This is a genomic window from Ochrobactrum quorumnocens, from assembly GCF_002278035.1.
Taxonomy (GTDB): domain Bacteria; phylum Pseudomonadota; class Alphaproteobacteria; order Rhizobiales; family Rhizobiaceae; genus Brucella; species Brucella quorumnocens.
Genome location: NZ_CP022603.1, coordinates 61,032 through 85,938 on the forward strand (window position 1 = coordinate 61,032; position 24,907 = coordinate 85,938).

Below are 24,907 nucleotides of genomic sequence, written 5' to 3' on the forward strand. Positions count from 1 at the left end.
CAGGGGAGGAAAAAATGTTCTGGCGCGGTTTGGCATGTCGTATTGGCATAGCCTTGTTTGGCCTTCAATTATGCATCGCTCATGCGTATGCTGTTGATGCTGCTTGCGCCTATCGCGGTGCGCTGGACGAGCGCTATTGTGATGAGAACCGCGATCTTGTTGCTGATGCCCCCAAAGACTCTTCCCAATGGCGCGACCCGCAGACGCTTGTCTGGGCCTATTCGCCTATCGAAGACCCTGCAGTTTATGCCCGCCTTTTCAAGCCTTTCACGCAGCATCTGGAAGCCTGTCTCGGTCGGCAAATTGTTTATTATCCAATTCAGTCGAGCGCTGACGAAATTGAGGCAATTCGTTCGGGCCGACTGCATTTTGCGGGCTTCTCAACCGGCCCGACAATTGAAGCGGTTAATCGGGCGGGTGCGGTACCTTTCGCAGCCAAGGGCACAGGCGACCAGATGCGCGGCTACCGGTTGGTTGCGGTTGTGCGTGCCGATTCCGCCTATGAGACGCTCAGCGATCTTAAAGGAAAGCGCATTGCGCACGCCTCACTGTTCTCAAATTCAGGAAATGTTGCTCCACGTGCGCTCTTCCCCAAAGAGGGCCTGACGCCGGGACAGGACTACGCGCCGATCATGTCTGGCGGACACGACAAGTCGATCCTTGGAGTGGTCGCCGGTGATTATGATATGGCCGCTGTCGCGTCAGATGTGCTGGAACGTATGATTGACCGTGGGTTGGTCAAACGCGAAGCATTGCGCGTGATCTACGAGAGCGATCTGTTTCCGACCTCTTCCTTTGCCTATGCTCATAATCTTGCGCCATCGCTTGTGACTGAGATGAAGCGTTGCTTTTTCAATTTCACATTCACCTCGGAAATGAAGGCTGAATTTCAGGGCGACGATCACTTCATTCCCATCGACTACGGCTCGGCATGGTCTGTCGTCCGTGAGGTGAGTGAAAAGGCAGGCGCGCCGCCCCCATAGTTTCGCTCAACAACGAGCGGAGTTTTCGCATGGCATTCTTCCTACGCCAGCTCCCGCAGCAAGCCAGAAAATCCTCCAGTCGAAATCCTCTTGGGTTCCGACAAGAGCAGCTTCGGCTCAAAGTGGATAAAATCATGAGTTATTACAAACAACTGACTTACAAATATAAGGTCTACAATGCAGATCCCACGACGTTGATCGGGGTTCTGCTTGCGGTCGCATTTGCTTATCTGATCGCAGCGCCCATCGTGTTGTTGTTGTCGGATGCGGTGCTGGTTCAGTTCGCTGATCGGGCACGTTCCGGCCAGCAGATTGGTGAGCTGACCTTTTACTACTTCAACCGGGCATTCTTCTCGGCAATCTCCACGGATGTGTTCTGGCGGCCGCTTTGGAATACGGCGATCATAGCTCTTGGTTCGATTGTGTTTGCACTTGTTACGGGCATTCCGCTGGCATGGCTTTTAAGCCGCACAAATTTGCCCGGCAAAAAGTGGTTCTCGACGGCATTGATCGTTCCTTACATGCTGCCATCGTGGACCTTCGCACTGGCTTGGCTGACCCTGTTTAAAAACCGCACCACCGGTGGTCAGCCAAGCTGGATGGAGGCGTTGGGCTTTTCACCACCTGATTGGCTTGCCTATGGCATGTTGCCGATCACCCTCATTTTGGCGATGCACTACACGCCGTTCGTAATTCTGCTGTTTGGCAACGCGTTGCGCCAGTTTGATTCCACCTTGGAAGATTCGGCTCGTGTCATGGGCGCAGGCAAATTACTGATAGCGCGCCGCATTATTCTGCCACTCATGCTGCCGTCGCTTGTTTCGGCTTCAACACTGATTTTCGCGAAGTGCCTCGGTGATTTCGGCGTGGCCTATATTCTGGGCGTGCCGATCGGCTTTGACGTGCTGGCAACGTCCCTGTTCCGTGCAATCTCGACCAGTCAGGCTGGCATGAGCGCAGTTCTCGCGGCAACCATTGTCGTCTTGGGCAGCATCTCGATCTTCCTCGATATGTATCTGCTCAAGGAAGCCCGCCGTTTCGTGACGATTGGCAATAAAGGTTCGATGAACCGTCAGACTGATCTTGGACGTTTCCGTGTGCCTGCATTCAGCTTTGCCATGCTGATGTTTGTTGTCAGCGCGTTTATTCCGCTAATGGCACTGCTGCTGACCACTGTCATGCGTGTTCCAGGCGTGTTTACGCTTGATAATTTCACGCTGGATTTCTGGATCGGAACCGATCTCAACACCACTGCCATGAGCAATGGCATTTTGCTGACGGGTGAATTCTGGCGAGCAACCTGGAACACACTCTGGATTGTTGGCTCTGCTGCGATCGGTGCAGGCTTCCTTGGTTTGCTGGTTGGGTATGTCGTTGCGCGCACACCGATTTCACTGGTCGGAAGCTTCCTGCGACAAGTGACTTTCCTGCCCTATCTGGTGCCGGGCATTGCATTTGCTGCGGCCTACCTCACGATGTTTGCAGTGCAGCGTGGTCCACTTCCGGCCCTTTACGGAACACCAATCCTCCTCGTTCTGGCAATCCTTGCCGATCAGATGCCATTCGCATCACGCGCAGGTATTTCGTCAATGATGCAGCTTGGCAAAGCGCCCGAAGAAGCGGCTCAGATCGCGGGTGCCGGTTTCTGGCGTCGTCTGGTTTCGATTGTCGCGCCGATCCAGAAAGGCTCTCTGGTTTCCGGGATTCTGCTGCCGTTCATCTCCGGCATCAAAGGCTTAAGCCTTGTTGTCGTGCTTGCTGTTCCGGGCACTGACGTTCTCACCACCTATGCATTGCGCCTTGTCGATTACAGCTACAGTCAGGCCGCAAATGCAGTCGTTTTGATGATCTGCGTTATCGCATTTGGCGGCACGGTCATCGTTCAAAAACTCACCAACAGCAAACTGTCTGACGGATTGGGAGGCAAATAATGTCGAACATTACTATTCGCGATGTCAGAAAGAGCTACGGCAAAGCCACCCGCGCCGCAGTTGAAAAACTCTCCCTTGAAATTCCAAAGTCGGAATTTCTGTGCTTGCTCGGACCTTCGGGCTGCGGAAAGACGACAACGCTACGCATGATCGCGGGGCTGGAATATCCAACTGAAGGCGAAATTCTAGTCGACGGTAAAAAGATCGTTTCGGTTGATGAAGGTATCTATGTGCCACCGGAAAAGCGCGGCATGGGACTGGTGTTCCAGAATTATGCCCTCTGGCCGCACATGACTGTGGAGCAGAACGTCGAGTTCGGCTTGAAGCTGCATAAGGTCGCCAAGGTCGAACGTCAGCGCATTATCGATGACGTCTTGCAGAAGCTTGGCATCGAGCGTTATCGCGACCGACTGCCTGCGCAAATGTCTGGTGGTCAGCAACAACGCGTGGCGCTTGCCCGTATGCTGGCGCTCAAGCCTGACATCATTTTGCTGGACGAACCCCTTTCCAATCTCGATGCAAAATTGCGTCTCGAAATGCGTGCAGAGCTTAAGCGCATTCATCAGGAAATGGGCTCAACAGTTGTGTTTGTGACTCATGATCAGTGGGAAGCGATGACATTGGCTACCACCATTGCGGTGATGAGCGAAGGCGAGTTGCAGCAGCTTGGCACACCAGATGACATTTATGAACGTCCGGCAAATCGCTTCGTAGCTGAATTCATTGGCAACCTGCCAATCAACATCACAGAGCTGAACGACAGCAATAATGGAGCACTGGCGACATGGGCTCGCGATTATCTGAAGGCTCAGAATTTTGCGGCAAATGGCGTCGGATCTGTTGGCATTCGGCCTGAATCCGTGCGCCTGAGTGACAAGACAATTGAACACGGATGCGTCGCCAAAGTGGTCGATGTCGTCCCGACTGGCGGCAGCTGGATCGTCGAATTGTCGGTTCAAGGCGAGCAGTATTTTGCCATCGCTTCAGATGCCCCCGCTCAAAAGGCTGGCGATGAAATCTGGTTCCACGTCGAACGCAGTCACGTTCATGTGTTCGACAAAGAAGGCAAGCGTATCAGCGGCTGATTAAAGCGTGGCAAACGCCGAAGCCGCTGCGTGATCTCAAATAATAATCATCAACGTTGGAGGAAATAATGACTTTAACCCTTCGTACTTATGCTGCTCTCTCTTTTAGTGCGGCACTTCTGGCGAGCACTGCAGTTTTCGCCGAGCCTGTTGCTGAGATCGGCATCAAAGATGCGGACTACTCGCTTGAAGCTCTGATCGAAGCCGCCAAGAAAGAGCCAGGCATCACTGTTGTGGATGCGACTGGCAAGATCGTGACCATGGCCGAGGCTTTCACCGCCAAATACGGTGTTAAGGCCACTGGCGTGAAGATGAATGGTCAGAACCAGGAGCAGGTCATTCTGCGTGAAGCGGCGGCGAACAATGTTCGTACAGACGTTTTCAACATGAGCAATCTGCCTTCGGTAACGTCGGAAATCATCGTTCAGGGTGCAGGTCTCAGCTGGCTCCCGGTCGATCTTAAGGATCAGATTCCTGCTCAATATCAGAATCCTGCGATCACCAGCCTAAACCCGTGGGTTTGGACATATAACTCGGACGTTCACGGTGATAAATGCCCGGTCGACAATATCTGGGCGCTGACCACTGAAGAGTGGAAGGGCCGTATAGCAATTCCTGATCCACTTCTGCGCAACGAAACGATGTTCTGGTTCAATCAGATTGCCGAACATGACGACGAAGCCATGCGCAAGGCTTATGAAGAGTTTTTTGGTGAGCCGCTGAAGACAGAAGAAGCCAGCGCGACCGCAGAATGGGTCAAGCGTTTCGCTAAAAACCGCCCGACTGTTACCCGCAGCGACACGGAAGTTGGTCCAATCATTGGTGCCAAGGGGCAGGAGAAACCGTTCATGGGTTTCCTCAGCACCGCCATTTATCGTGATGCGAAGAAAAACGGTTACACGATGGGAATCTGTGCCAATATGAAGCCGTGGGTAGGTCAGTTGACGCCGCGTGTTGCTGTTATTGCATCGGGTACCAAAAGCCCGAATGCTGCAAAGCTCTTCGTTCATTACATGATGACAGAAGAGGGCATGGCGCCACAGCTGGCAGACGGAAAGATTTCGTCGAACAAGAACGCCAAAATTCCTGAAGGGGAAGTTTCAGGCATCGTGAACGTGATCGACAAGCTCTACGTTCCGCATTCTGAAACCTCCGAAAGCGACTATTCCAAACTTCAGGATTGGCAGGACTTTTGGACTATCAATTCACGCTGAGACTTGATTTAGCCAGACTGAATGGCAAGAGGGCGATCCACGCCCTTTTGCATCCACTTCATGCAAACAAGGCCTTGTTTGCGGCTTATTCATCGTTAGAGTTAGTTTAGCCGACCGCATTTACCCATTTAGGTAACCGATCGGCAAGAAGCAGCCATCCGGCTTTTAAGCGAAGGGTATCCCAATGAAGGCGGCAGCATTTACTCTCACTGTATTTGCTTTCTGCGTGGGTTTAGCGCATGCATCGAGCCCCGCTGCTTGGGAAGCGCTTCATACCAAAGTTGTCAGCTCTTGCATGGCCAAATCATCCATGGTCAGCCCATTCGTTTCCGAGCCTGTCGATTTCGATGATAGTGTCGGCAAGGTTGCGTTGCTGTTGCGCGAGGGATCGACCCGTAATCGCAAGCAGCCTAAAGATACGACCGTCGTTTGCCTCTATGATAAGCGTTCTGGCAAAGTCGCAATCGAAGAAATTCAGTGGAAGAAAAACTGATCGTTTTCCGCTTGTCCGTCATATTCAAAAGACGTGGCTAGAATCTTGAATTTATTTGCATTCCAGAGACGGTTAACGGAAGTTCGTCACGTACCAATCGTGACCTTATCGGTGTGTGGAGAAGGTATCGAAGCACTCGGTGCGCTCGATATATCCAGGCGTTTCAGTTCCTTTATAACGTTCGCCGCGCCGCATTTCACGCACCTCACCGTTAAACTCGCCTGCCACGGCCTGTGTCTTGGTTCGACGCCATTGATAGGCCTGTTTACCAATCGCTCATTTATGGCACGCCGGTCTGACCATGACAAAGTTCAAGGATGGTGACGACCTCACCGGTCCTAGCGGCTGGAAGCCGGGCTATCTTTTGGGCGGGGGTATCGAACAGGGATTTGGTGGCGGTCTGTCTGCAACGATCGAATATAATTATGTGACCACCAAAGATGTCTCGACGACGACATTATATGGCAAGACCAAAACCAATGTGAATGATCACGTCATCAAGGCAGGCGTAACTACTGCTTCTGATGCGACTATTGGAACGCCTATAACAAGGAAGGCGCTCAAACAAGTTCTGCTGTTTTAGTTGCGAAAGTGACAGTCCCCCCAGTCACCGATCTGGAACGATATTCATTTAAAAAAGACTTAGAATTAGCTGCTCTCAAAAGGAAACTCATGAGAGACGGCGGTCAGTTATAACAGTCAGGTGGTCATTTGCAGAAAGGCCGGAGGTGTATCCTCCGGCCTTAATGCTTAGGCTTTTGTTTTGGCGACAGGATTATTCGCCCGGCGCCAGATGCGGGGCCTCAATCTTGGCCCCTGCATGCTTCAGTGGGTGTTCGCCGCTTAACTTGCGGATCAGCACATAGAATACCGGTGTCATGAAGATACCGAAAGCCGTCACGCCAATCATGCCTGCAAAGACCGCAATGCCCATTGCCGAGCGCATTTCCGCACCCGCACCTGTCGAAATCACCAGCGGGACCACGCCCATGATGAAAGCAAGCGATGTCATCAGGATAGGACGCAGACGCAACCGGCTTGCTTCGATAGCTGCCTCAACGGCACTTCGTCCTGACATTTCCAGTTCGCGCGCGAACTCGACGATGAGGATCGCGTTTTTCGCAGACAGCCCGACAAGCACTATTAAGCCGATCTGGGTGAAGACGTTGTTATCACCTCCTGTCAGCCAGACGCCCGTCAGTGCTGCCATGATGCCCATCGGCACGATCATGATGATCGACAGAGGCAGAGCAAGGCTTTCATATTGCGCAGCCAGAACCAGATAGACCAGCAGCAGTGCGAGCGGGAATACCAGGAAACCGGAATTACCAGCTAGGATCTGCTGATAGGTCAGATCAGTCCACTCGAAGGCAATGCCAGCAGGCAAGGTTTCGGCGGCGATCCGTTCAATGGCAGCCTGTGCCTGGCCAGACGAGAATCCGGGTGCGGGATTGCCGTTGATATCGGCAGAAAGGAAGCCGTTATAGCGAATGGCCCGTTCCGCACCTACCGTCTGGTCAACTTTCAAAAGCGCTGACAGCGGGATCATTTCTCCCGATTGTGAACGCACTTTCAGCTTACCTATATCCTCGGAATGACTGCGGTAATTCGCATCCGCCTGAATGCGTACGCTGTAGGTGCGTCCGAAGGCATTGAAGTCATTGACATAAAGGGAACCCAGATAGATCTGCAGGGTTTCAAAAACATCCGTGACAGCAACGCCAAGCTGACGCGCTTTCACACGATCGAGATCGGCATAAAGCTGTGGTACGTTGACCTGGTAGCTCGAATAAAGACCAGCCAGTTCCGGTGTTTGATAGGCCTTAGCAAGAAACGCCTTCGTCGCATCATCCAGTGCCCGGAAGCCAAGCCCATTACGGTCCTCAAGCTGAAGCTTGAAACCGCCAGTCGTACCCAGTCCCTGAACCGGTGGCGGCGGGAACATGGCGATGAAGGCATCCTGAATGGCACCAAACTGCTGGTTAAGCTGCATGGTGATGGCATTGGCCGAAAGATCAGGTGTCTTGCGTTCCTCGAACGGCTTCAAGGTTACGAAAACAATACCGGAGTTCGAGGAGTTGGTGAAACCATTGATCGACAAGCCGGGGAAGGCGATAGCATTCGCGACACCTGGCTGCTTGAGCGCTATGTCGGTCATGCGACGGATCACGTCTTCCGAGCGGTCGAGCGTTGCCGCATCGGGCAATTGCGCGAAGCCGATCAGATATTGCTTGTCCTGTGCTGGAACGAAACCGCCGGGTACTGCGCGAAACAGAACGAAGGTAACGCCCAGCAAGACGATATAAAGCCCCATCACCAGCGACTTGCGCGAAAGAATGCTGCCAACGCCGCGACCATAGACGTTTGAACTTGCTCCAAAGGCGCGGTTAAAGCCGCGGAAGAACCAGCCAAACAGCTTGTCCATAATGCGGGTCAGACGGTCTTTCGGCGCATCATGGCCGCGGAGCAAAAGAGCTGCGAGAGCAGGCGAAAGTGTCAGCGAATTGAAGGCAGAGATCACTGTCGAGATCGCAATCGTCAGTGCGAACTGGCGATAGAACTGACCGGTCAATCCAGTGATGAAGGCAAGCGGCACGAAGACTGCGACCAACACCAGCGCAATTGCAATGATCGGACCAGACACTTCCTTCATGGCACGATAAGTGGCCTCGACCGGTGATAACCCTTGCTCGATGTTACGCTCGACGTTTTCCACCACCACAATGGCATCATCGACCACGATACCGATGGCAAGCACGAGGCCGAAAAGGCTGAGTGCATTGATGGAGAAACCAAACATATACATTACCGCAAACGTACCGACGATGGAGACAGGTACGGCAACCAGCGGAATGATCGAGGCACGCCATGTTTGCAGAAACAGGATAACCACGATCACGACGAGAACGATGGCTTCAAGCAGTGTGTGAACCACGGACTCAATAGAGGCTTTCACGAACTGCGTGGTGTCATAGACGATATCGAAATCGACGCCTTCAGGCATTGATTTCTTCAAGTCTGCCATAGCCGCATGAATGTTTTCAGAGATTTCCAAAGCATTGGAACCCGGTGCCTGAAAGACGCCCATACCCACTGCCGACTTATTGTCGAGTAGTGAGCGCAACGAATAATCTGCAGCACCCATTTCAACGCGGGCAACGTCACCAAGACGAGTAATTTCGCCTTCGCTACCCGACTTCACGACGATATTGGCGAAGTCTTCGGGGTTCTGGAGACGGCCTTGTGCATTGACGGAAAGCTGCATGTCGAGGCCCGGAACGGAAGGCGAAGCGCCGATGACACCTGCTGCTGCCTGAACGTTTTGCTGACGCACAGCATTGGCGATATCGCCAGCTGAAAGTCCGCGCTCTGCGGCCTTTTGCGGGTCGATCCACACACGCATCGAGTAGTCGCCGCCGCCAAATATCTGCACCTGTCCGACGCCGGGGATACGTGCCAGACGGTCTTTGACTTTGAGAACGGCGTAGTTGCGCAGATAGTTCACGTCATACTGGCCGTTGGGTGAGATGAGGTGAACAACAAGTGTCAGGTCGGGTGAGCTTTTAGCTGTCGTGACACCAAGCGTACGCACTTCTGCGGGCAGGCGCGGTTCGGCCTGTGAAATACGGTTCTGCACAAGCTGTTGGGCCTGATCGGGATCGGTGCCAAGCGCGAAAGTGACAGTCAGTGTCATAACGCCGTCGGCAGTTGCCTGGCTCTGCATGTAGAGCATGCCTTCGACGCCGTTGATCTGTTCTTCGAGCGGTGTTGCCACTGTTTCGGAAATAACGGCGGGGTTGGCACCAGGATATTGCGCGCGTACCACGATCTGTGGTGGCACGACTTCCGGATATTCAGAGATTGGCAGACCTGTCATGCCGAGCAGACCACCAACGAAGATCAGGACCGACAGAACGCCGGCGAAGACCGGACGGTCAACGAAAAAGCGTGAAAAGTTCATCTTTTATCCCCCTTAAGCGGGAAAGCAAAAACTCTCCTGTCCCGCGAGAAGATACGTTCTCGCAGGTTGAATAGGCTGAGTTCGGTGCATTTATGCGCAGGCTTTCAACCTGCGCCGTTTCAATCAGTTTTTGGCAAGCGTTTCTGTGACCGGCTGCGGGGCCACGACGACACCGGGACGAATGCGCTGCAGGCCGTTAACGACGATGTTCTCGCCAGCCTTAAGGCCACTTTCTACGATGCGCAGACCGTCATAGTTGCGGCCGAGCACTACTTGTCGGTATTCAACCTTGTTGTCGGCACCCACCACGAAGACGAACTTCTTGTCCTGATCGGATGAGATAGCGCGATCGCTCACGACGAGCTTCTGATCCGGGTCTGGCTCACCAAAGCGGATGCGGACAAATTGGCCCGGAATGAGCCTGCCATCTGGATTGTCGATTGCCGCGCGAACACGGATTGTGCCGGTGGTGGCATCGACTTCGTTGTTGATGAGCTGGATATGGCCGGAAATTGGTGTGCCATCATCTGCCGCTGTACCGATCTGAACCGGAATGCGCTCAATGGCGCTACCGCCGGGCGAAGTGGCTAGCCTTGCCAGTGCCTTCGTAACCACTTCCTCATTGGCGCTGAAGCTTGCGTAAATCGGATCGACTGAAACAAGCGTGGTCAGAACCGGGGAGGCTGAACTTGCGGCAACAAGGTTGCCTGCGGTGACATCCAGCCGTCCGACACGACCAGAGATCGGCGCACGTACTTCTGTATATTGGAGGTCGAGTTCGGCAGAACGGAGTGCTGCCTTGGCTGAACGAAGGCTGGCCTGTGCCTCATCATAAGCGCTTGAACGCTGATCAAGACCGCTCTGAGCGATCGTGCGCGTCGTTACCAACTGACGTCCACGTTCAAGTTCGGTTTTGGCCAGCGCTGTACGCGCTTCTTCGGCAGAAACTTGCGCCTTGGCTTTGTCGACGGCTGCTGCATAAGGCTCTGGATCAATAGTGATCAGCAGATCGCCCTGCTTGACGAGGCTGCCTTCGCGGAAATGCGCTTTCTGAATCGCGCCGCCAACGCGTGGGCGAATTTCGACGCGTTCGATTGCTTCCAGACGGCCGGAAAACTCTTCCCAGCTGTTGATCGAGCGGGACTCGGCCTGAGTAACCGAAACTGGAACGGCAGGCGGAGAAACGGAAACATCGGTAGCCGCGTCAGCATTGAGGTACGGAGCGCCAAAGAAAATGGCACCGCCACCTGCTGCGGACAATAGAATACCGAGGCCGGCGCCCCATAGGACCCGGCGGGCAATGTTCGAGGTCATGTTGTATCTCCTAACCGGTGGGGGCCGGTTTCATTTTGAACCTCAGTCCGACAGTTGGGAGACCATACGAGCTGAGGCTAAGCTGCGATTTGTTTTGCGCCTGATTGCCGGAAAAAATCGGAAAACAGGTCAATCAGTTTGTGTTCCTGCGGCGACCACTCCGTACCCGCCACTTTATTTTCAGGTATCCACCCGGCTTTTCCGGGCAGAATATGCGACTGAACCTTCACACCTGCCTGCCGGAGACGCTCGGCATAAGCCTGCGTTTCATCCCGCATCGGGCATTGGGCGCTGGACACGAGCAGAGTTGGCACCAGCCCCGCCAGACGCGTACAAAGTGCGGGAGCGGCATAAGGGTGCGTAAACCCCGCACACTCGCCAAGATAATTCTGCCAGCCATCCGCCATCGACTGAACTGCACTTTCCGGACAATATTTGCGGAAAGACGCCGTAGCGAGGCAGGGATCGAGCATAGGCGAAAGCAATATCTGACCCTTGAGTTCTGTCAGATTTTGATCTCTCGCCATAAGCGCTAAACCAGCTGCAATGTTGCCACCCGCCTCTTCACCGGCGACGAACAGCATCGACTTCTTGTGCGCAAACTCCGGGCAACGCGCGCGCATCGAAGTCATAATTGAATAGGCTATCTCAAGTGCCGCCGGGAACGGATTGAGGCAGGCCGATGAATATTCCGGCGACACCACCACTGCACCTGCCTCGGCAAGTGTTTCAGCAACGCGCTCGCAGGCACCAAGACAGCTGACCGAAAAAGCTCCACCGTGGAGATGCAGTACCACTGGCGGCGGCGAAAGCAATTTGGCACCGCGATAGATGCGTGCCGTGCAGGTGGTGTCGCCAGCCTGCATTGTTCCAACCGTGAATTTCTCGCTCATCTTTCTTGCTTTCGTTACTAGGGATCTGTTTTCGACATTTGCATTGCTTAGATATAGGCATCGGCAAATGTCGGAATCAAACCACTAGCGGCAAACTGCCATAGTGAGATATTATCATTGTCTATTATCTGGAATAGTCCCCTCGAATTGGTTACACTATCCATAGTTTCGAACAATGATGGCTATTTCAAATGGATCAACTTTCGGCCATGCGCGCGTTTCTCCGGGTCGTTGAAACCGGAAACTTCACACGCGCTTCCGCGTCTCTCAACGTGCCCAAGGCCACAATCAGTAATCTTATCCAGGGGTTGGAAGCCCATCTTCGTACAAAACTCCTCAATCGTACGACCCGCCGTGTTCTCGTAACACCGGACGGCGCACTTTACTATGAGCGGGCTGCACGATTGCTTTCCGATCTGGAGGAACTGGATGGCAGTCTTTCGAGCGCTCAAACCCTGCCGAAAGGGCGGTTGCGCGTGGAAATGGCGAGTGCCGTTGCAAATCTCATCATCATTCCGGCTCTACTCGAGTTTCATCAGCGCTATCCGGATATCCAGATTGATCTTGGCGTATCGGATCGTCCTGTCGATTATGTGGCGGAGAACGTTGACTGCGCGATTCGTATTGGTGATCTGACAGATCAATCTCTGATCGCGCGACGCATTGGCGACATGCATTTCATCGCCTGCGCCTCAGCTGAATATCTTGATCGCTGTTCGACACCGCAACATCCATCAGATTTGAGCAGAGACTGTTATGTCGTGGGGTATTTCCGACCTTTGACTGGCCAACAGACGCCATTTCATTTCAGGCGTGGCACTGAAGAGGTCGAGATCAGTGGCCGTTACATCGTAGCCGCAAATGAATCGACAACTTACCTCGCGGCAGCGCGGGCCGGGCTGGGTGTTGTGCAGGCTCCATTCTTCATGGTCCAGGACGATATTGAGAAAGGTACTTTGCGCCCGGTTTTGCAAGACTGGCAAATCGACCCGATGCCGATTCATCTTGTTTATCCACCAAATCGCCATCTTAGTAATCGTTTGCGCGTATTTGCCGATTGGGTGGTCAAGGTTGTGGCTCGCTCGCAAAATCTTGCACCAAGCGCAACAAAGGGATCAGGCCGCTAGGCTGACGGCAAACGTCACTCGCCCATATTCGCTAGAACGATCGGAATATTGGCTTCCTTCAAAATGCCAAACAAGACCGGAGAGGGCAGTTCGTTTGTTATGACGGCGGTAATGTCGTGAACCGAACCGAGTTTCACCATGGCGCGTTTGCCAAATTTCGAGCTGTCCACTGCGAGCAGTTTGTGCGAAGCCTGTTTGAGAGCTGCTGAAACGACGGCCACTTCGGTATGATCGTCGTCGCATAAGTCGCCGTCATCATCGACGCCACTCACGGAAATGATTGCATAGTCGAACTTAAAGCGCCGGACGAATTCCGGCGTATCTTCCTGAAACATCCCACCATCGATAGGCCTTACGAAACCACCGGGAACAGCGAGCGTGAAATCCGTCTTCTCGCTGATGATGGCGGCAGATCGCAAGCTGTAAGTGACCACGTGCAGTCGTTCCCTGCTGACAAGTGCATTGGCAATGGCTTCGCAGGTTGTGCCGGTGTCGAGGAAAATACTGGCATTGTCGGGAATGAGTGCAACGACAGCTTCGGCAATTCGCGCCTTCTCATCCGTTCGATCATGTCTGCGCTGACGGTAGGTTATGGGATCAAGTGGAGCTAATTGCGATACACCACCATGTAGCCTTCTGACTTTTCCCTGATGCTCCAGATCAGCAATGTCCCGCCGCGCCGTCTGCGTGGTGACACGGAATCGTTCTGCGATCTCTTCAAGAGAAACATAATGGCTGTTTTCAATCCATTGCAGCAGCGTCTGCTGCCGAATTTCCTTCTTATTGCCACCGGAGCCAGAAAGTTCCCTCATGCTCGCCGTCGCATCCCTATGCGGTTGGTTGCTCAGATACATTTCTCATTCCCCGGTTGAATTATGCAAGGAAATTGTGGGGTTACGCCATGAACATCTACATCAAGTGATAGCGAATAAAAATGTAATATTAATGACATTTACTATTCAAGGGTGTCGATTTAAGAGCCAGGAACTCCATCGTATGAGTAAAATGTAATAAAAGTGACATTGAACTCTGTCATTTCAGCGTTAGGTGAAGTTGGGTGACCAATCCAGCTGTCACATTGATGAATTGGAAGCATTTTCCGAGAAAAGGACTGAGGGATGGTACCGGGGACAACCAAACGCAACCGAAAATTTCTGGCTATAACTGCGCAGCTTTTGTGCGGTGTTGCAGTCGCAGGCATTACCGCTGTTCCGGCACGCGCAGCCGACAACTATGATATTCGCGTCATGACGCTCAATATTTGGAGCAAGTTCAAGCAGAGTCCGGAAGTGACGGCGGCTTTCATGGCTGCGGCTAATTTCGATGTCCTCGGCATGCAGGAAATTAACGGCAGTACCTATGTCACGCGGATACCCGATTTCCTTCAAGCCGCTGGTCGCGGTACTTATGGCAATGTGCAAGTTGGCGATGTGGGTATCATTTCGCGTTTGCCGGGCAAATTCGGCACTATCAATCTGGGTGGAAGTACGCAAGGCCGCTATGTCAGCTATACTCAGCTAGATGCCCAAGGCTCCCGTCCACAGACGTTAATTGGCACGGTTCATCTGGATTATGCGGACGGTTCAACCGGTCGTCTTAACGAAGCCAAGGCGCTCAATACATGGGCGAAAGGGTCAACGCAGCCAATTATTGTCATGGGTGATTTCAATGCGGGCGACGTTTCGGAGCGTGGACTTCATCACATTGATGCGCAAATTCGGCTGATGCAGCAGTCGGATGGTAACAATTTCTACCGCGATCTTTCACGGCAATATGTTCAGAATGCCAACGAGCCAACAATGCGTGCGATCATTCAGGAAGCATATTCCGGACAGAACATCGACAATCTGTCATGGAAACAATGGGGAGACGCTCTCTCAGCAGCTTATAAAGCTGGCAGGGATGTTGGTCTGCAAGAGGAAACCTACGCGGTTGATAACAACACGCCGGTTACTATGAATGTCCTCAAGAAGAAGTACATGCTGCTGCAGACCGACGCGATCCGTGAAGGTTTCAAGCCACATGATCTTAATGATGGCAGTACTACATGGCCGTCGGCAGGGGAAGATGCGACAAATACCTGGGCGAGCTGGGATCGCGCCAAGATCGATCATTTCCTGGTCTCGCGCCCATTTGGTAAATGGTATGAAATTGTTGACGATCCGAAAGATCCGCATACCGGCGTAATCAAAGACGTAATGGTCACTAAACCTGGCGGCCAGCCAGAAGCTATCTCTGATCATGAACCGGTTGCACATGATTTCCGCTGGGTAGGTCCACAGCTCCAGACATATTCAGAAAACAACACAGACAAAACGCGTCTCGTCTGGGGTGAGAATGCTTACGGCTTTGCGGACAAAAACAAAGAGTTTGTTCTTACACGCAACAACCATCGGACGGACCTCTATCTCGGACAAATCTCGGACGACAACGGTAATCCAATTCTGAGCGGCCTGACGCTTGAGGAAAAGAAGACGCTGCTCAATTGTAATAGCAAGGATGCACGCTTCCAACAGGCGATCAAGGACTACTGCATCGACGATCATTCCTTCATCGGTGAAACAGCAGTAACCGACGGTGGCACGATCATCGTCAGCGAAGATGCGGCGCTTGGAAACGCAGACGCGCGTCTGCGTCTGATTGACGGTGGTCTGCGGATTACCGGCAGCGATATGAAAGCGCTAGGTCGCACCGTATCCCTTCAAGGGCTCGGATGGATCGACATTGCTGACGCGAATAATCGCGTGACGCTGTTACAGCAGGCGACAGGAGAAGGCGCTCTGCTCAAACGCGGCGCTGGCACACTCGTTCTTGGTCAGGCGAACAGTTATACAGGAGGAACTTTGGTTGAAGCCGGTGTGCTTCAGGCAGGTGCTGCCGGTTCATTCGTTAATAATACAGTATTTGCTATGAATGGTGGTAAGCTTGACCTTAACAACTTCGATGTGACCATGTCATCGCTTTCAGGCGAGGGCGGTACATTGAGCCTTGGCTCGGCAGCTCTGACCGTAAACCAGTCCGTTAACACGCGTTTTGACGGGAATATCGATGGCACAGGCAGCCTCATCAAATCAGGAGCAGGCGTTCTGGTTCTGAATGGTGCCAACACCCATACAGGCGGAACCACTGTAAAAAATGGTGGTCTGGTCATTGGTGACGCATCCCATTCAGGTGCATTCCTTGGTGGCACAATCAGCGTTGAAAACGGCGCATATCTGGCTGGTGCAGGCGCAATAGGAGGCCTCTATGCCGGTGCTGGCAGTATCATTGCGCCGGGAAACTCCATTGGCACGCTGAAGGTCACAGGCGATTTGGCATTTGATTCCGCAGCAACTTATGTTGCTGAAATCGACGCTTCCGGCGAGAGCGACCGTATTGATGTCAGCGGAACTGCAACGCTTGGTGGCGCCAAGGTCTATGTAGAAAAAGCAGTCGGTACTTATATGCCTGGCAAACGCTACACCATTCTGAGTGCTGAAGGCGGCATCACGGGTACGTTTGGCGATCTGAGCCAGAATATGCCATTTGTCGATCTTGGTCTGGCCTATGATCCCAATGCGGTCTACCTCGACATTGCTCGTAATGATGTCGATTTCATTGCCACGGCAAAGACAAGCAATCAGAAATCGGTGGCGGTAGCCGTCGAGGCTCTTGGGGCAGGGAATGCCGTTTACGATACGGTGGTCATGCAGGAGAGCGAAGACGATGCACTTCGCGCATTCAATGCGCTGTCGGGGGAAATTCACGCTTCGACGCGAACTGCAATCATCAATGACAGCTCCATCGTACGTAACGCTGTAATGGATCGAATTGGCGCAGCTTTTGGTACTGACGGACAGAGTTCCGTGATTGCAACGGATGTGGGTTCGGCCCATATTTCGGCACCACGTGCAGCAATCTGGGGGCAGGCGCTCGGCCAATGGAGTAAAACCGGAGCGGACGGAAATGCGGGCAAGCTAAAGCAATCAACCGGTGGCTTTGTTGCAGGCTATGATGCGGAAGTTCTCGAAAACTGGAGGCTGGGTGCTCTTGCAGGTTATAGCCGCACCAGCTTCGATGTGAATGATAGCAACTCGTCTGGCCATAGCGATAATTATCATGTTGGTATCTATGGTGGCACGCAATGGGATGCGACCATGCTCAAGGCAGGTCTCGCCTATACCTGGCACAAGATCGAAACCGATCGCTTTGTTGCCTTCCCCGGTTTCTCGGAAAGCCTCGATGCGGACTACAACGCAGATACTTTCCAGGCATTTGGCGAACTCTTACACCGTTTCGACCTGAACGGGACTGCGATTGAGCCGTTTGCGAACCTTGCTGTGGTTCGCCTGCAGACCGACCGGTTTAACGAGCAGGGTGGTAATGCGGCACTGCAGATTGGAAAAGAAACGACGACAACCACGTTCACCACGCTTGGTCTTCGCGCGTCTGCTCCAGTCGTGTTCGGCAGCATGAATGCCAAGCTTAACGGTACGGTTGGTTGGCAACATGCCTATGGCGATACTATCCCGGCTGCAACTACCGCATTCGGTGCTGGAACAGTATTTGAAGTGGCAGGCGCGCCAATTACCAAGGACACTGCGATCATCAAGGCAGGCTTTGATATTGATCTCGGCAACCAGACGACTTTGGGGCTCGAATATTCGGGGCAGTACGGTTCAAGCTTTAGTCAGAACTCTGGCAAAGCCAAGCTTAGCGTAAAGTTCTAAGCCGGATTGAACAAAGTCATGACCGGTGAGAAGCGCATTTCTCACCGGTCATGTTGTTTTAAGAGCGTAACGTTTGTGCCGTGAGCATGCGCTGATTGCGCCTGCGATAAGCCGACCACGTTCCCCATACAAGCAGTGTTGCAGTTATGCCAAGAACGGTGGCGCTGATCGGGCGGTCGATAAAGGTGGAGAATGAACCGCGCGACATCAGCATCGCGCGACGGAAATGCTCTTCCATCAGAGGACCGAGAACGAAGCCCAGCAGCAAGGGTGCGGCAGGGAAATTGAAGATCCGCATAAGGTATCCGGCAAAGCCAAAGAACACCACGAGCCACACTTCAAATGCGCTGTTGTTGACCGAATAAGTTCCAATGCAAATAAACATCAGAACGGCTGGAAACAGCAGGTGATAGGGGATGGTCAACAACCTCACCCAAACGCCAATCAGCGGAATATTCAGGATTACCAGCAACAGATTGCCGATCCAGAAGCTCATGATCAGCCCCCAGAACAGGGACGGCTGATCGGTCATGAGGGTGGGGCCGGGCGCTATCCCGTGGATCATCAGCGCGCCCAGCATAAGCGCCATGGTCGGGCTACCCGGAATGCCAAGTGAAAGCGTTGGAATGAACGATGTCTGATCTGCAGAATTGTTGGCAGATTCTGGCGCCATGATGCCTTCGATAGCACCCTTGCCAAAACGCTCTGGCTCTTTTGCCACACGCTTTTCCACGGCATAGGCCATGAAAGCTGCAACTGATGGCCCGGTGCCGGGTAATGTACCGAAGAAGGCACCGATGGACGATCCGCGCAGCATCGGAAACCACGACCGGCGCATGTCATCACGTGATGGTTTCATGGCCTTGAGCTTTACACTCTCTGGGTCAATGTCGCCGACATTGACTTTGCGCACGCTGGCGATCACTTCGGACACACCGAAGATGCCCATTGCTAGCGCGATCAGGCTAATGGCATCGGTCAGTTCAAGCACACCAAAGGAAAAGCGTGCAGTGCCGGTATAGATGTCAGCGCCGACTGTGCCGAACATGATGCCAAGAACAACCATCGCGAGGCCCTTGGCCAGCGAGCCATCCGAGATTGTGGAGGCGGCAACTAACCCCAGAACCATCAGCGAGAAGTAGTCTGCCGAGCCAAAGCTCAGCGCATATTTTGCAATGATGGGCGAGAACAGCATTAGCAAAATAATGCCGATGGAGCCGCCGACAAACGAGGCGATTGTGGTCATGAGAAGCGCGATACCGCCGCGCCCCTGACGCGCCATCGGATAACCGTCGAGGCAGGTGACTGCATTGGCAGGCGTGCCGGGTATGTTGAGCAGAATAGAGGCCGTGTTGCCACCATAAGACGTGCCATACCAGATGCCGGCCAGCATGATGAGCGCGGTTGTCGGCTCAAGATAGAAGGTGAGCGGAAACAGCATCGAAATGGCAGAAAGCACCCCGATGCCGGGGATCACGCCAATCAGCGTTCCCAGAAACACGCCAAGGAAACAGTAGAACAGATTGTTGAGCGTCAGCGCCGTTTCTAGGCCAATCGCGATATTGGAGAATATATCCATCAGAATGGCCACCGGAACAGGGCAACAGGAAGCCCAAGCCCGACACGGAAGACCAGCCAGGCGATAAGGCAAAGTGCGGTTGAGAGAATGGTCAGGCTAAGTGGTTTGACGCGCAATTCCGCGAATGACGAAATCACCACAACGCCTAACACGGCGGGGATCAACCCGAGAGGACGGATCATAATCGCAAAGGCCGCAACGCCGGTCAGAACGTAGATCGGTGTCCAGACGCGGATTTCCGGCATGACGCCCGTGCGGAAGAAAGCTGGAATGACGATCACGAGACCAAATCCGGCCAGCACGATGCCCAGCGCGGTTGGGAACATGCCCGGCCCCATGCGCCGGAGCGTGCCCAACTCGTAAGTTACAGCCGCATACCAGGAGAATGCGAGGCCGAGGGCAACCAGCAGGATGCCGCCAACAATATCTCTATAATCTCGGGACAGCATTGTGCAGCACCCCAATGAAACAGGTTAAATTGTGCCGGATTTCGCACTGCTCAAACGCATCCCGACGAGCGCCATAAATTTATCGGGATGCGCTCACAGCTTCGAAGTCTGGCCTGTGATGCTTAGTTTGCGTAAACGCCAGCTGCTTCGATCACCGGACGCCAAAGCTCGATTTCACTCTCAAGCTTTGCCCTTAGCGCCGTTGGTGTGGCATCTTCTTCCGATGAAGGCGTGGTGCCGAGATCAGCAAAGCGCGCGATGACGGTTTCGTCCTTGAGCGCAATCTGAAGAGCTTTGCTCAAACGCTCAACAACAGCTTCATCGGTCCCAGCTGGAGCATAGAGTCCATGCCAGATGCTGACGTTGAAATTAGGAATGCCTTTTTCAGCAACAGTTGGCAGATCGGGCAAGCTTGCCACGCGCTGAGGCACGGTGACAGCAAAAGCCTTTACCGATCCATCCCGGATCTGGTTGGTGGTATTGGTTGTCTGATCGCACATCAGATCCACCTGTCCGCCCATGACGTCGGTCATAGCAGGGCCAGTACCCTGATATGGAATTGTGGTCATCTGTGTACCAAGCGCATTCATCAGCAGCAGGCCACAAAGATGCGATGCCGCGCCAATGCCAGCATTGGCATACATGACCTCTTCGCCATTGGTCTTGATATATTCCAGCATTTCTTCGACGGAATTGGCCTCAAGATTGGAGCGGCCAATGATAGTCATCGGCACCTCTGTGACGAGGCCAACATAGGAGAAAGCTTCCAGCGGCTTGTATGGCAATTCGCGGTAGAGAGTGGCCGATGTCGCCATGCCGATATGATGGAGCAACAGCGTGTGACCATCATTCTTGGCTTGAGCGGCACGCGCAGCACCCAGCGTTCCGCCTGCGCCACCAACATTTTCAACGACGATCTGGCTGCCAAGATCGCGGCTCATGGCCTGCGCGACAAGACGCGTCACAGTGTCAGTCGGTCCACCGGCCGTGAATGGTACGATGATCGTGATCGGCTGGCTTGGAAAGGACTGCGCAAATGCGGTTGCGGTAAGAGCGGTGAATGCCAAAGCAGTGAAAATGGCTTTTTTCAATTGAGTTCCTCCCGGATGTCTTTGCCCCTGATGCCCTGAAAAGGCTCACGGTGTGGACGGGCGGAACAACGTAAACGGGCACAGCGCACCCGCTTACGCAGTGGTTCCTCCCAGACCACTCATCGCGATAACGCGGTCGGATCGTTTGCCGCGCAAGGTAAAGCTCGGCGTAAACTGGCTTTTTTCGTCAGTTTATGTGCGGTCATGGGTGGAAACGGTAACGTTCGACGCAAATAGATGGGTGGATTTCCACCCATGTTGGCAGTCAATCTTCCTGCGAGCTGATGAAGCTCTGTTTGTCCAAGCCGAATTTCTGCATCTTCTCGTAGAGTGATTTGCGCGATAGGCCGAGGGTTTCATAGACCGGTTTGAGGCTTCCGCGATGCATCACGAGTTCGCTCGCAATGATGCTTTTTTCAAAAGCAGCAACGCGATCAGCAAGGCGCATGGGGCGCATCTGGTGTTTGCGATCATCATCAAACTGCAGACCAAGACCAAGCCCGAAGCGGTCGGCAGCGTTGCGCAGTTCACGCACATTCCCCGGCCATTCACGCTCCGTAAGTGTCGTTACGAGATGCGGTGGAACGGGTGTCGGATCATTGCGATAACGCGCTGCGGCTTCGTTGACGAGTTTAAGGAAAAGGAGTGACACATCCTCCCGGCGTTCGGCCAGCGAGGGCACCTTGATTGTCACGACATTGAGGCGGTAAAGCAGATCGGCACGGAAGCGACCGGCAGTTACTTCATCTTCAAGATTTGCTTTGCTGGTCGCGATAAAGCGAACATCCAGCGGATAAACTTCGTTCGATCCCAGCCGCGTGATCGTGCGTTCTTGAATGACACGCAATAACTTCGCCTGCATGTCGCTGGGCATGGTTGCGATTTCATCAAGGAGAATTGTCCCTCCTTGAGCGAGTTCAAACTTGCCAAAGCGAGCACGCATTGCGCCCGGAAAAGCACCCGGCTCATGACCGAACAATTCGCTCTCGATAAGATTGCTCGGAAGCGCTGCACAATTGATTGCGATAAAGGGCTTGTCAGCCCGGCCGCTCAGGTCGTGCAGAGTCCGAGCCACCACTTCTTTACCCGTACCGGTTGCGCCGACGATCAGAACATCGGCTTCTGTGGGACCGACTGCTCGCACATGATAGCGCAAGTCAATCATGACCTGTGTTCGTCCGACGAGGCGTTGCTCTATATCGTCTCTCTGTCCAGCGGCAGCACGCAGGAGGCGGTTTTCCATGACCAGTTGACGCCGATCGAGCGCACGCCCGACGGTCTCAGCCAGTTGCTGCATGGCAAAAGGCTTTTCGAGAAAATCATAGGCGCCGTCACGTATCGCACGTACCGCCAATTGCACATCGCCATGACCCGTAAACACAATGACAGGCGTTTCCGGGTCCAGCTCATGAATGCGTGACATCAGTGTCAGACCATCCATGCCGGGCATACGAATATCAGTGACAACAATGCCTTTGAAGCCAAAGCCGACCAGTTCGAGTACACGCTCCGCACTGGCCAATTGACGGACGCGATAACCCATGAATTTGAGCCCAAGTGCTATGGCTTCGCGTGTCTCTTCCTCGTCATCAATCAGGAGGATTTCGCCAACATTCATATGTCTTTTCCAGTTCCTTGCTTCGATGGTGCGGCTGCTTTTTGGAGACTGATGCAGAATTCTGCACCGCCTTCGGTCAGATTACGCACGGACAGTTCCCCATCGAAGTCTTTGACAATGTTGTAGGAAATGGAGAGGCCTAAGCCTAAACCTTTACCGACGCCCTTGGTCGAGAAAAATGGGTCATAAATGCGGGCGGCGATAGCATCGGGAACGCCGGGGCCGTTATCTGTGATCTTGATCAGGACACGGTTAAGCTCTGTGTTCACATCGATGCCGATAAATCTGTTTTCCTGCCCTTCGACGGCATCGGCAGCATTCGAGATGATGTTAACCAGGACTTGTTGCAGTCGCACAGAGTCAGCGAGCACCCAAGTCTCTTCGTCGTGCTGAATGAAGGAGAGGTCAACTTTCGCGACGCTGAGGCGCCAGAGAATGATTTCTTTCGTATCGCGGATGACATCTTGTGCTTTGACGGAGCGCAGCTTTTTATTGGGCCGCCGGGCAAAATTGCGTAGGTGCTTGCTAATGCTTGTCATGCGCTCCACGACTTTCAATATCCGGTCCAACCCCGCTTTGGCATCTCGATCACGTCCCTGATCGAGCATCAGGCCAGAGACTTCGGCATAGGCGCGTACTGCAGCAAGCGGCTGATTGAACTCATGCGAGAGTGCTGCCGACATTTGACCAAGTGCCGCGAGCTTTCCTGCGTGAACAAGCTCAACTTGCGTGCGGCGCAGCTGGCGCTCGGTTGCACGTCGTTCTTCCACTTCGGTTGCCAGTTTTTCATTCGTAGTCGCTAGTTCAACGGTGCGCGCCGCAACACGAAACTCCAATTGTTCCTTGATTTCTCGTTGGGCTGCGAGTCGTTCAGCAAGTCGGGTACGGTTTTGCAGGAAGACCGCGATTGCCATTGCCCCGAGACCAACCAGCAATAACAGGGCAATCACGGATGTATATGCTTGATTTCGCGCGGGACGAGTTGCCAACAACACGCTGACAGTCCAGCCTGCGTCGGCCATTTCGTCGGACAGTATAAGATATTCAATTGTCCGTTCCGCGTCGTCCATCTCCAATAGCGTGTCGCCGCGATCTGTTTGGGTGCTTCTGACTGGTATTGCGACCAATGGTGTTTCCGCATAGCGTCGGGTATGGGCAGTGCGGGCAACCTGATCAGGGGTGAGGGGGCCTATGCTTTTGAAGAGCCATTCAGGCCGTCCCGACATGAAGATTATACCTTCGGGATCGGTCACAATGATTTCGAAATCATTGCCATGCCAAGAACGCTCGATCACATCTATATCGACTTTAAATGCAAGAACACCCCGAGCTTGTCCATCGACCATAACGGGCGCACTGAAGTAATAGCCGCGTTTGCCGGATGTTGTACCAAGAGCAAAGAAACGGCCGCTGTCGCCAGCGATCGCATTGAAAAAATAGGGGCGATAGCTGAAGTTTTCTCCGACAAAAGGCCTCTGATCATTGTAATTTGAGGCGGCAATCGTCACGCCATTGTCGTTCATCAGATAAATGTCTGAAGACTCAAGTAGGTTATTGATTGATTGCAGATACTGGTTCACTGCCGCGACATTTTTAGCGGCAGGGTCGCGAACCAGATTTTGAATGGTGTCATGTTCGGCGATGAGCGCCGGAAGCTTTTCATAGCGTGCCAATTGGCCCGCGAGCGCAGAAGACGCCAACCCTAAAGTATTTTCGCCCCGCTGATGCAATCCGTTCAGCGCGATAGACATCATGTGTTTTGTGCCAAAAACAGCAATCAGGACCGATATCAAAAGGGCGAGTATCGCCAAGGTCATCCAGTCAAATCGCCAGTGTCTTCTCATTCCGCCTCCTCCCAGAATGGAATAGAAATATATATTGCCGCGAAAATTGCTATATCGAAAGTTTTCCCGATAGAAATATTACGTTCAAACCGCGATAGTATTCAGCGCTCTAACGGAGAAAACGCTAAGATTTCTTTAGTGGGATCTGATGATTGCGATAATCTTGGGGCATAAGAATTCAATATTCTAATGGCCGAAATTATTCGTTGATGAGAGAACGCGGACTGGGAAAGCTTAACGAAGAGGTTTCTTCATGATTAACGGGCCATTCGATTGAGGGGCCGTAAATCTCATCACAACGCGAACGGTTCTTGATTTAACAGAAGTCTTGCTTGCGCATTCCAACAATGCCTGTTGGGCACTAACAGCAAATTCCTCACCGGCTTTGCGTACAGGCTGATAATCGACTGTCACAACGCGCAATAACTCACCGTCTGAGTTGTAGGTGACTTCAAATGTCGCTGATGCCCTTTGATAATCAACACCTTCAGGGAGTGTCCAACACTTGGCTGCCATTTCTGTCACTATTTCCGCATCCGTGGCAGCAAACGCGACGGCTGGGTTCAATGTGAGTGTGGCAATTCCAAGTAAGATCAGGTTTTTCATACGTCTCCCT

The 24,907-nt window shown here is 53.2% G+C and carries 18 protein-coding genes; 8 read left to right on the forward strand and 10 right to left on the reverse strand.

Translation table 11 applies throughout. From position 1 onward, the window contains the following. Positions 1–14 precede the first annotated feature (14 nt). The 6 genes from phnD (at position 15) to CES85_RS00485 (ending at position 6,289) form a co-directional block, all read left to right on the forward strand. Positions 15–983: a phosphate/phosphite/phosphonate ABC transporter substrate-binding protein gene (phnD, locus tag CES85_RS00460; RefSeq protein WP_095444135.1), complete on the forward strand. Its 969-nt coding sequence runs from the start codon at positions 15–17 to the stop codon at positions 981–983. Positions 984–1,117: 134 nt separating this feature from the next. Next, positions 1,118–2,914 carry an ABC transporter permease gene (locus CES85_RS00465; RefSeq protein WP_095444136.1) on the forward strand — a complete coding sequence of 599 codons (1,797 nt, stop codon included), beginning with the start codon at positions 1,118–1,120 and terminating at the stop codon, positions 2,912–2,914. Further along, positions 2,914–3,999, forward strand: a complete 1,086-nt coding sequence (locus CES85_RS00470; RefSeq protein WP_095444137.1) for an ABC transporter ATP-binding protein — start codon at positions 2,914–2,916, stop codon at positions 3,997–3,999. Before CES85_RS00465 ends, CES85_RS00470 begins: the two co-directional genes overlap by 1 nt. A gap of 68 nt (positions 4,000–4,067) precedes the next feature. After that, positions 4,068–5,213 carry an ABC transporter substrate-binding protein gene (locus tag CES85_RS00475; RefSeq protein ID WP_095444138.1) on the forward strand — a complete coding sequence of 382 codons (1,146 nt, stop codon included), beginning with the start codon at positions 4,068–4,070 and terminating at the stop codon, positions 5,211–5,213. A gap of 295 nt (positions 5,214–5,508) precedes the next feature. Further along, entirely contained in the window at positions 5,509–5,706 is a 198-nt protein-coding gene (locus CES85_RS27600; RefSeq protein WP_244923189.1) for a hypothetical protein, read from the forward strand. 301 nt (positions 5,707–6,007) lie between these two features. After that, positions 6,008–6,289 carry a hypothetical protein gene (locus CES85_RS00485; RefSeq protein WP_208636271.1) on the forward strand — a complete coding sequence of 94 codons (282 nt, stop codon included), beginning with the start codon at positions 6,008–6,010 and terminating at the stop codon, positions 6,287–6,289. A 192-nt stretch (positions 6,290–6,481) separates the two neighbouring features. On the opposite strand, the gene CES85_RS00490 is transcribed toward CES85_RS00485, so the two are convergent. From CES85_RS00490 to CES85_RS00500, 3 genes are all read right to left on the reverse strand, one after another. Continuing rightward, positions 6,482–9,667, reverse strand: a complete 3,186-nt coding sequence (locus tag CES85_RS00490; RefSeq protein WP_095444140.1) for an efflux RND transporter permease subunit — start codon at positions 9,665–9,667, stop codon at positions 6,482–6,484. Between the two features lie 123 nt (positions 9,668–9,790). Next, the gene (locus CES85_RS00495; protein ID WP_095444141.1) at positions 9,791–10,981 is read right to left on the reverse strand and encodes an efflux RND transporter periplasmic adaptor subunit; all 1,191 of its coding nucleotides are present in this window, start codon (positions 10,979–10,981) and stop codon (positions 9,791–9,793) included. Positions 10,982–11,058: 77 nt separating this feature from the next. Continuing rightward, positions 11,059–11,874: an alpha/beta hydrolase gene (locus CES85_RS00500; RefSeq protein WP_167388236.1), complete on the reverse strand. Its 816-nt coding sequence runs from the start codon at positions 11,872–11,874 to the stop codon at positions 11,059–11,061. A 191-nt stretch (positions 11,875–12,065) separates the two neighbouring features. Here CES85_RS00500 and CES85_RS00505 point away from each other — a divergent pair, with 191 nt between their 5' ends. Next, positions 12,066–13,001, forward strand: coding sequence for a LysR family transcriptional regulator (locus CES85_RS00505; protein WP_095444142.1), 936 nt, complete (start codon positions 12,066–12,068; stop codon positions 12,999–13,001). A 14-nt stretch (positions 13,002–13,015) separates the two neighbouring features. On the opposite strand, the gene CES85_RS00510 is transcribed toward CES85_RS00505, so the two are convergent. Beyond that, entirely contained in the window at positions 13,016–13,855 is an 840-nt protein-coding gene (locus CES85_RS00510; RefSeq protein ID WP_095444143.1) for a DeoR/GlpR family DNA-binding transcription regulator, read from the reverse strand. A 264-nt stretch (positions 13,856–14,119) separates the two neighbouring features. On the opposite strand from CES85_RS00510, the gene CES85_RS00515 reads away from it, so the two are divergent. Then, complete coding sequence (locus CES85_RS00515; protein ID WP_095444144.1) at positions 14,120–17,710, forward strand: autotransporter domain-containing protein; 3,591 nt, start codon at positions 14,120–14,122, stop codon at positions 17,708–17,710. 58 nt (positions 17,711–17,768) lie between these two features. On the opposite strand, the gene CES85_RS00520 is transcribed toward CES85_RS00515, so the two are convergent. From CES85_RS00520 to CES85_RS00545, 6 genes are all read right to left on the reverse strand, one after another. After that, positions 17,769–19,289 (reverse strand): tripartite tricarboxylate transporter permease, encoded by a 1,521-nt coding sequence (locus CES85_RS00520; RefSeq protein ID WP_095444145.1) that lies wholly within the window; start codon positions 19,287–19,289, stop codon positions 17,769–17,771. Beyond that, complete coding sequence (locus CES85_RS00525; RefSeq protein WP_095444146.1) at positions 19,289–19,738, reverse strand: tripartite tricarboxylate transporter TctB family protein; 450 nt, start codon at positions 19,736–19,738, stop codon at positions 19,289–19,291. Before CES85_RS00525 ends, CES85_RS00520 begins: the two co-directional genes overlap by 1 nt. Positions 19,739–19,860: 122 nt before the next feature. Further along, positions 19,861–20,829 carry a tripartite tricarboxylate transporter substrate-binding protein gene (locus tag CES85_RS00530; RefSeq protein WP_095444147.1) on the reverse strand — a complete coding sequence of 323 codons (969 nt, stop codon included), beginning with the start codon at positions 20,827–20,829 and terminating at the stop codon, positions 19,861–19,863. 265 nt (positions 20,830–21,094) lie between these two features. After that, entirely contained in the window at positions 21,095–22,447 is a 1,353-nt protein-coding gene (locus CES85_RS00535; RefSeq protein ID WP_095444148.1) for a sigma-54-dependent transcriptional regulator, read from the reverse strand. Continuing rightward, complete coding sequence (locus tag CES85_RS00540; protein ID WP_095444149.1) at positions 22,444–24,291, reverse strand: sensor histidine kinase; 1,848 nt, start codon at positions 24,289–24,291, stop codon at positions 22,444–22,446. Before CES85_RS00540 ends, CES85_RS00535 begins: the two co-directional genes overlap by 4 nt. A gap of 234 nt (positions 24,292–24,525) precedes the next feature. Then, positions 24,526–24,897, reverse strand: coding sequence for a hypothetical protein (locus CES85_RS00545; protein ID WP_095444150.1), 372 nt, complete (start codon positions 24,895–24,897; stop codon positions 24,526–24,528). Between the last annotated feature and the right edge of the window lie 10 nt (positions 24,898–24,907).

Coding starts and splice junctions, on each gene's coding strand:
- phnD (WP_095444135.1), top strand. CDS start 15: ATGTTCTGGCGCGGTTTGGCATGTCGTATTGGCATAGCCTTGTTTGGC.
- CES85_RS00465 (WP_095444136.1), top strand. CDS start 1,118: ATGAGTTATTACAAACAACTGACTTACAAATATAAGGTCTACAATGCA.
- CES85_RS00470 (WP_095444137.1), top strand. CDS start 2,914: ATGTCGAACATTACTATTCGCGATGTCAGAAAGAGCTACGGCAAAGCC.
- CES85_RS00475 (WP_095444138.1), top strand. CDS start 4,068: ATGACTTTAACCCTTCGTACTTATGCTGCTCTCTCTTTTAGTGCGGCA.
- CES85_RS27600 (WP_244923189.1), top strand. CDS start 5,509: ATGGCCAAATCATCCATGGTCAGCCCATTCGTTTCCGAGCCTGTCGAT.
- CES85_RS00485 (WP_208636271.1), top strand. CDS start 6,008: ATGACAAAGTTCAAGGATGGTGACGACCTCACCGGTCCTAGCGGCTGG.
- CES85_RS00490 (WP_095444140.1), bottom strand. CDS start 9,667: ATGAACTTTTCACGCTTTTTCGTTGACCGTCCGGTCTTCGCCGGCGTT.
- CES85_RS00495 (WP_095444141.1), bottom strand. CDS start 10,981: ATGACCTCGAACATTGCCCGCCGGGTCCTATGGGGCGCCGGCCTCGGT.
- CES85_RS00500 (WP_167388236.1), bottom strand. CDS start 11,874: ATGAGCGAGAAATTCACGGTTGGAACAATGCAGGCTGGCGACACCACC.
- CES85_RS00505 (WP_095444142.1), top strand. CDS start 12,066: ATGGATCAACTTTCGGCCATGCGCGCGTTTCTCCGGGTCGTTGAAACC.
- CES85_RS00510 (WP_095444143.1), bottom strand. CDS start 13,855: ATGTATCTGAGCAACCAACCGCATAGGGATGCGACGGCGAGCATGAGG.
- CES85_RS00515 (WP_095444144.1), top strand. CDS start 14,120: ATGGTACCGGGGACAACCAAACGCAACCGAAAATTTCTGGCTATAACT.
- CES85_RS00520 (WP_095444145.1), bottom strand. CDS start 19,289: ATGGATATATTCTCCAATATCGCGATTGGCCTAGAAACGGCGCTGACG.
- CES85_RS00525 (WP_095444146.1), bottom strand. CDS start 19,738: ATGCTGTCCCGAGATTATAGAGATATTGTTGGCGGCATCCTGCTGGTT.
- CES85_RS00535 (WP_095444148.1), bottom strand. CDS start 22,447: ATGAATGTTGGCGAAATCCTCCTGATTGATGACGAGGAAGAGACACGC.
- CES85_RS00540 (WP_095444149.1), bottom strand. CDS start 24,291: ATGAGAAGACACTGGCGATTTGACTGGATGACCTTGGCGATACTCGCC.
- CES85_RS00545 (WP_095444150.1), bottom strand. CDS start 24,897: ATGAAAAACCTGATCTTACTTGGAATTGCCACACTCACATTGAACCCA.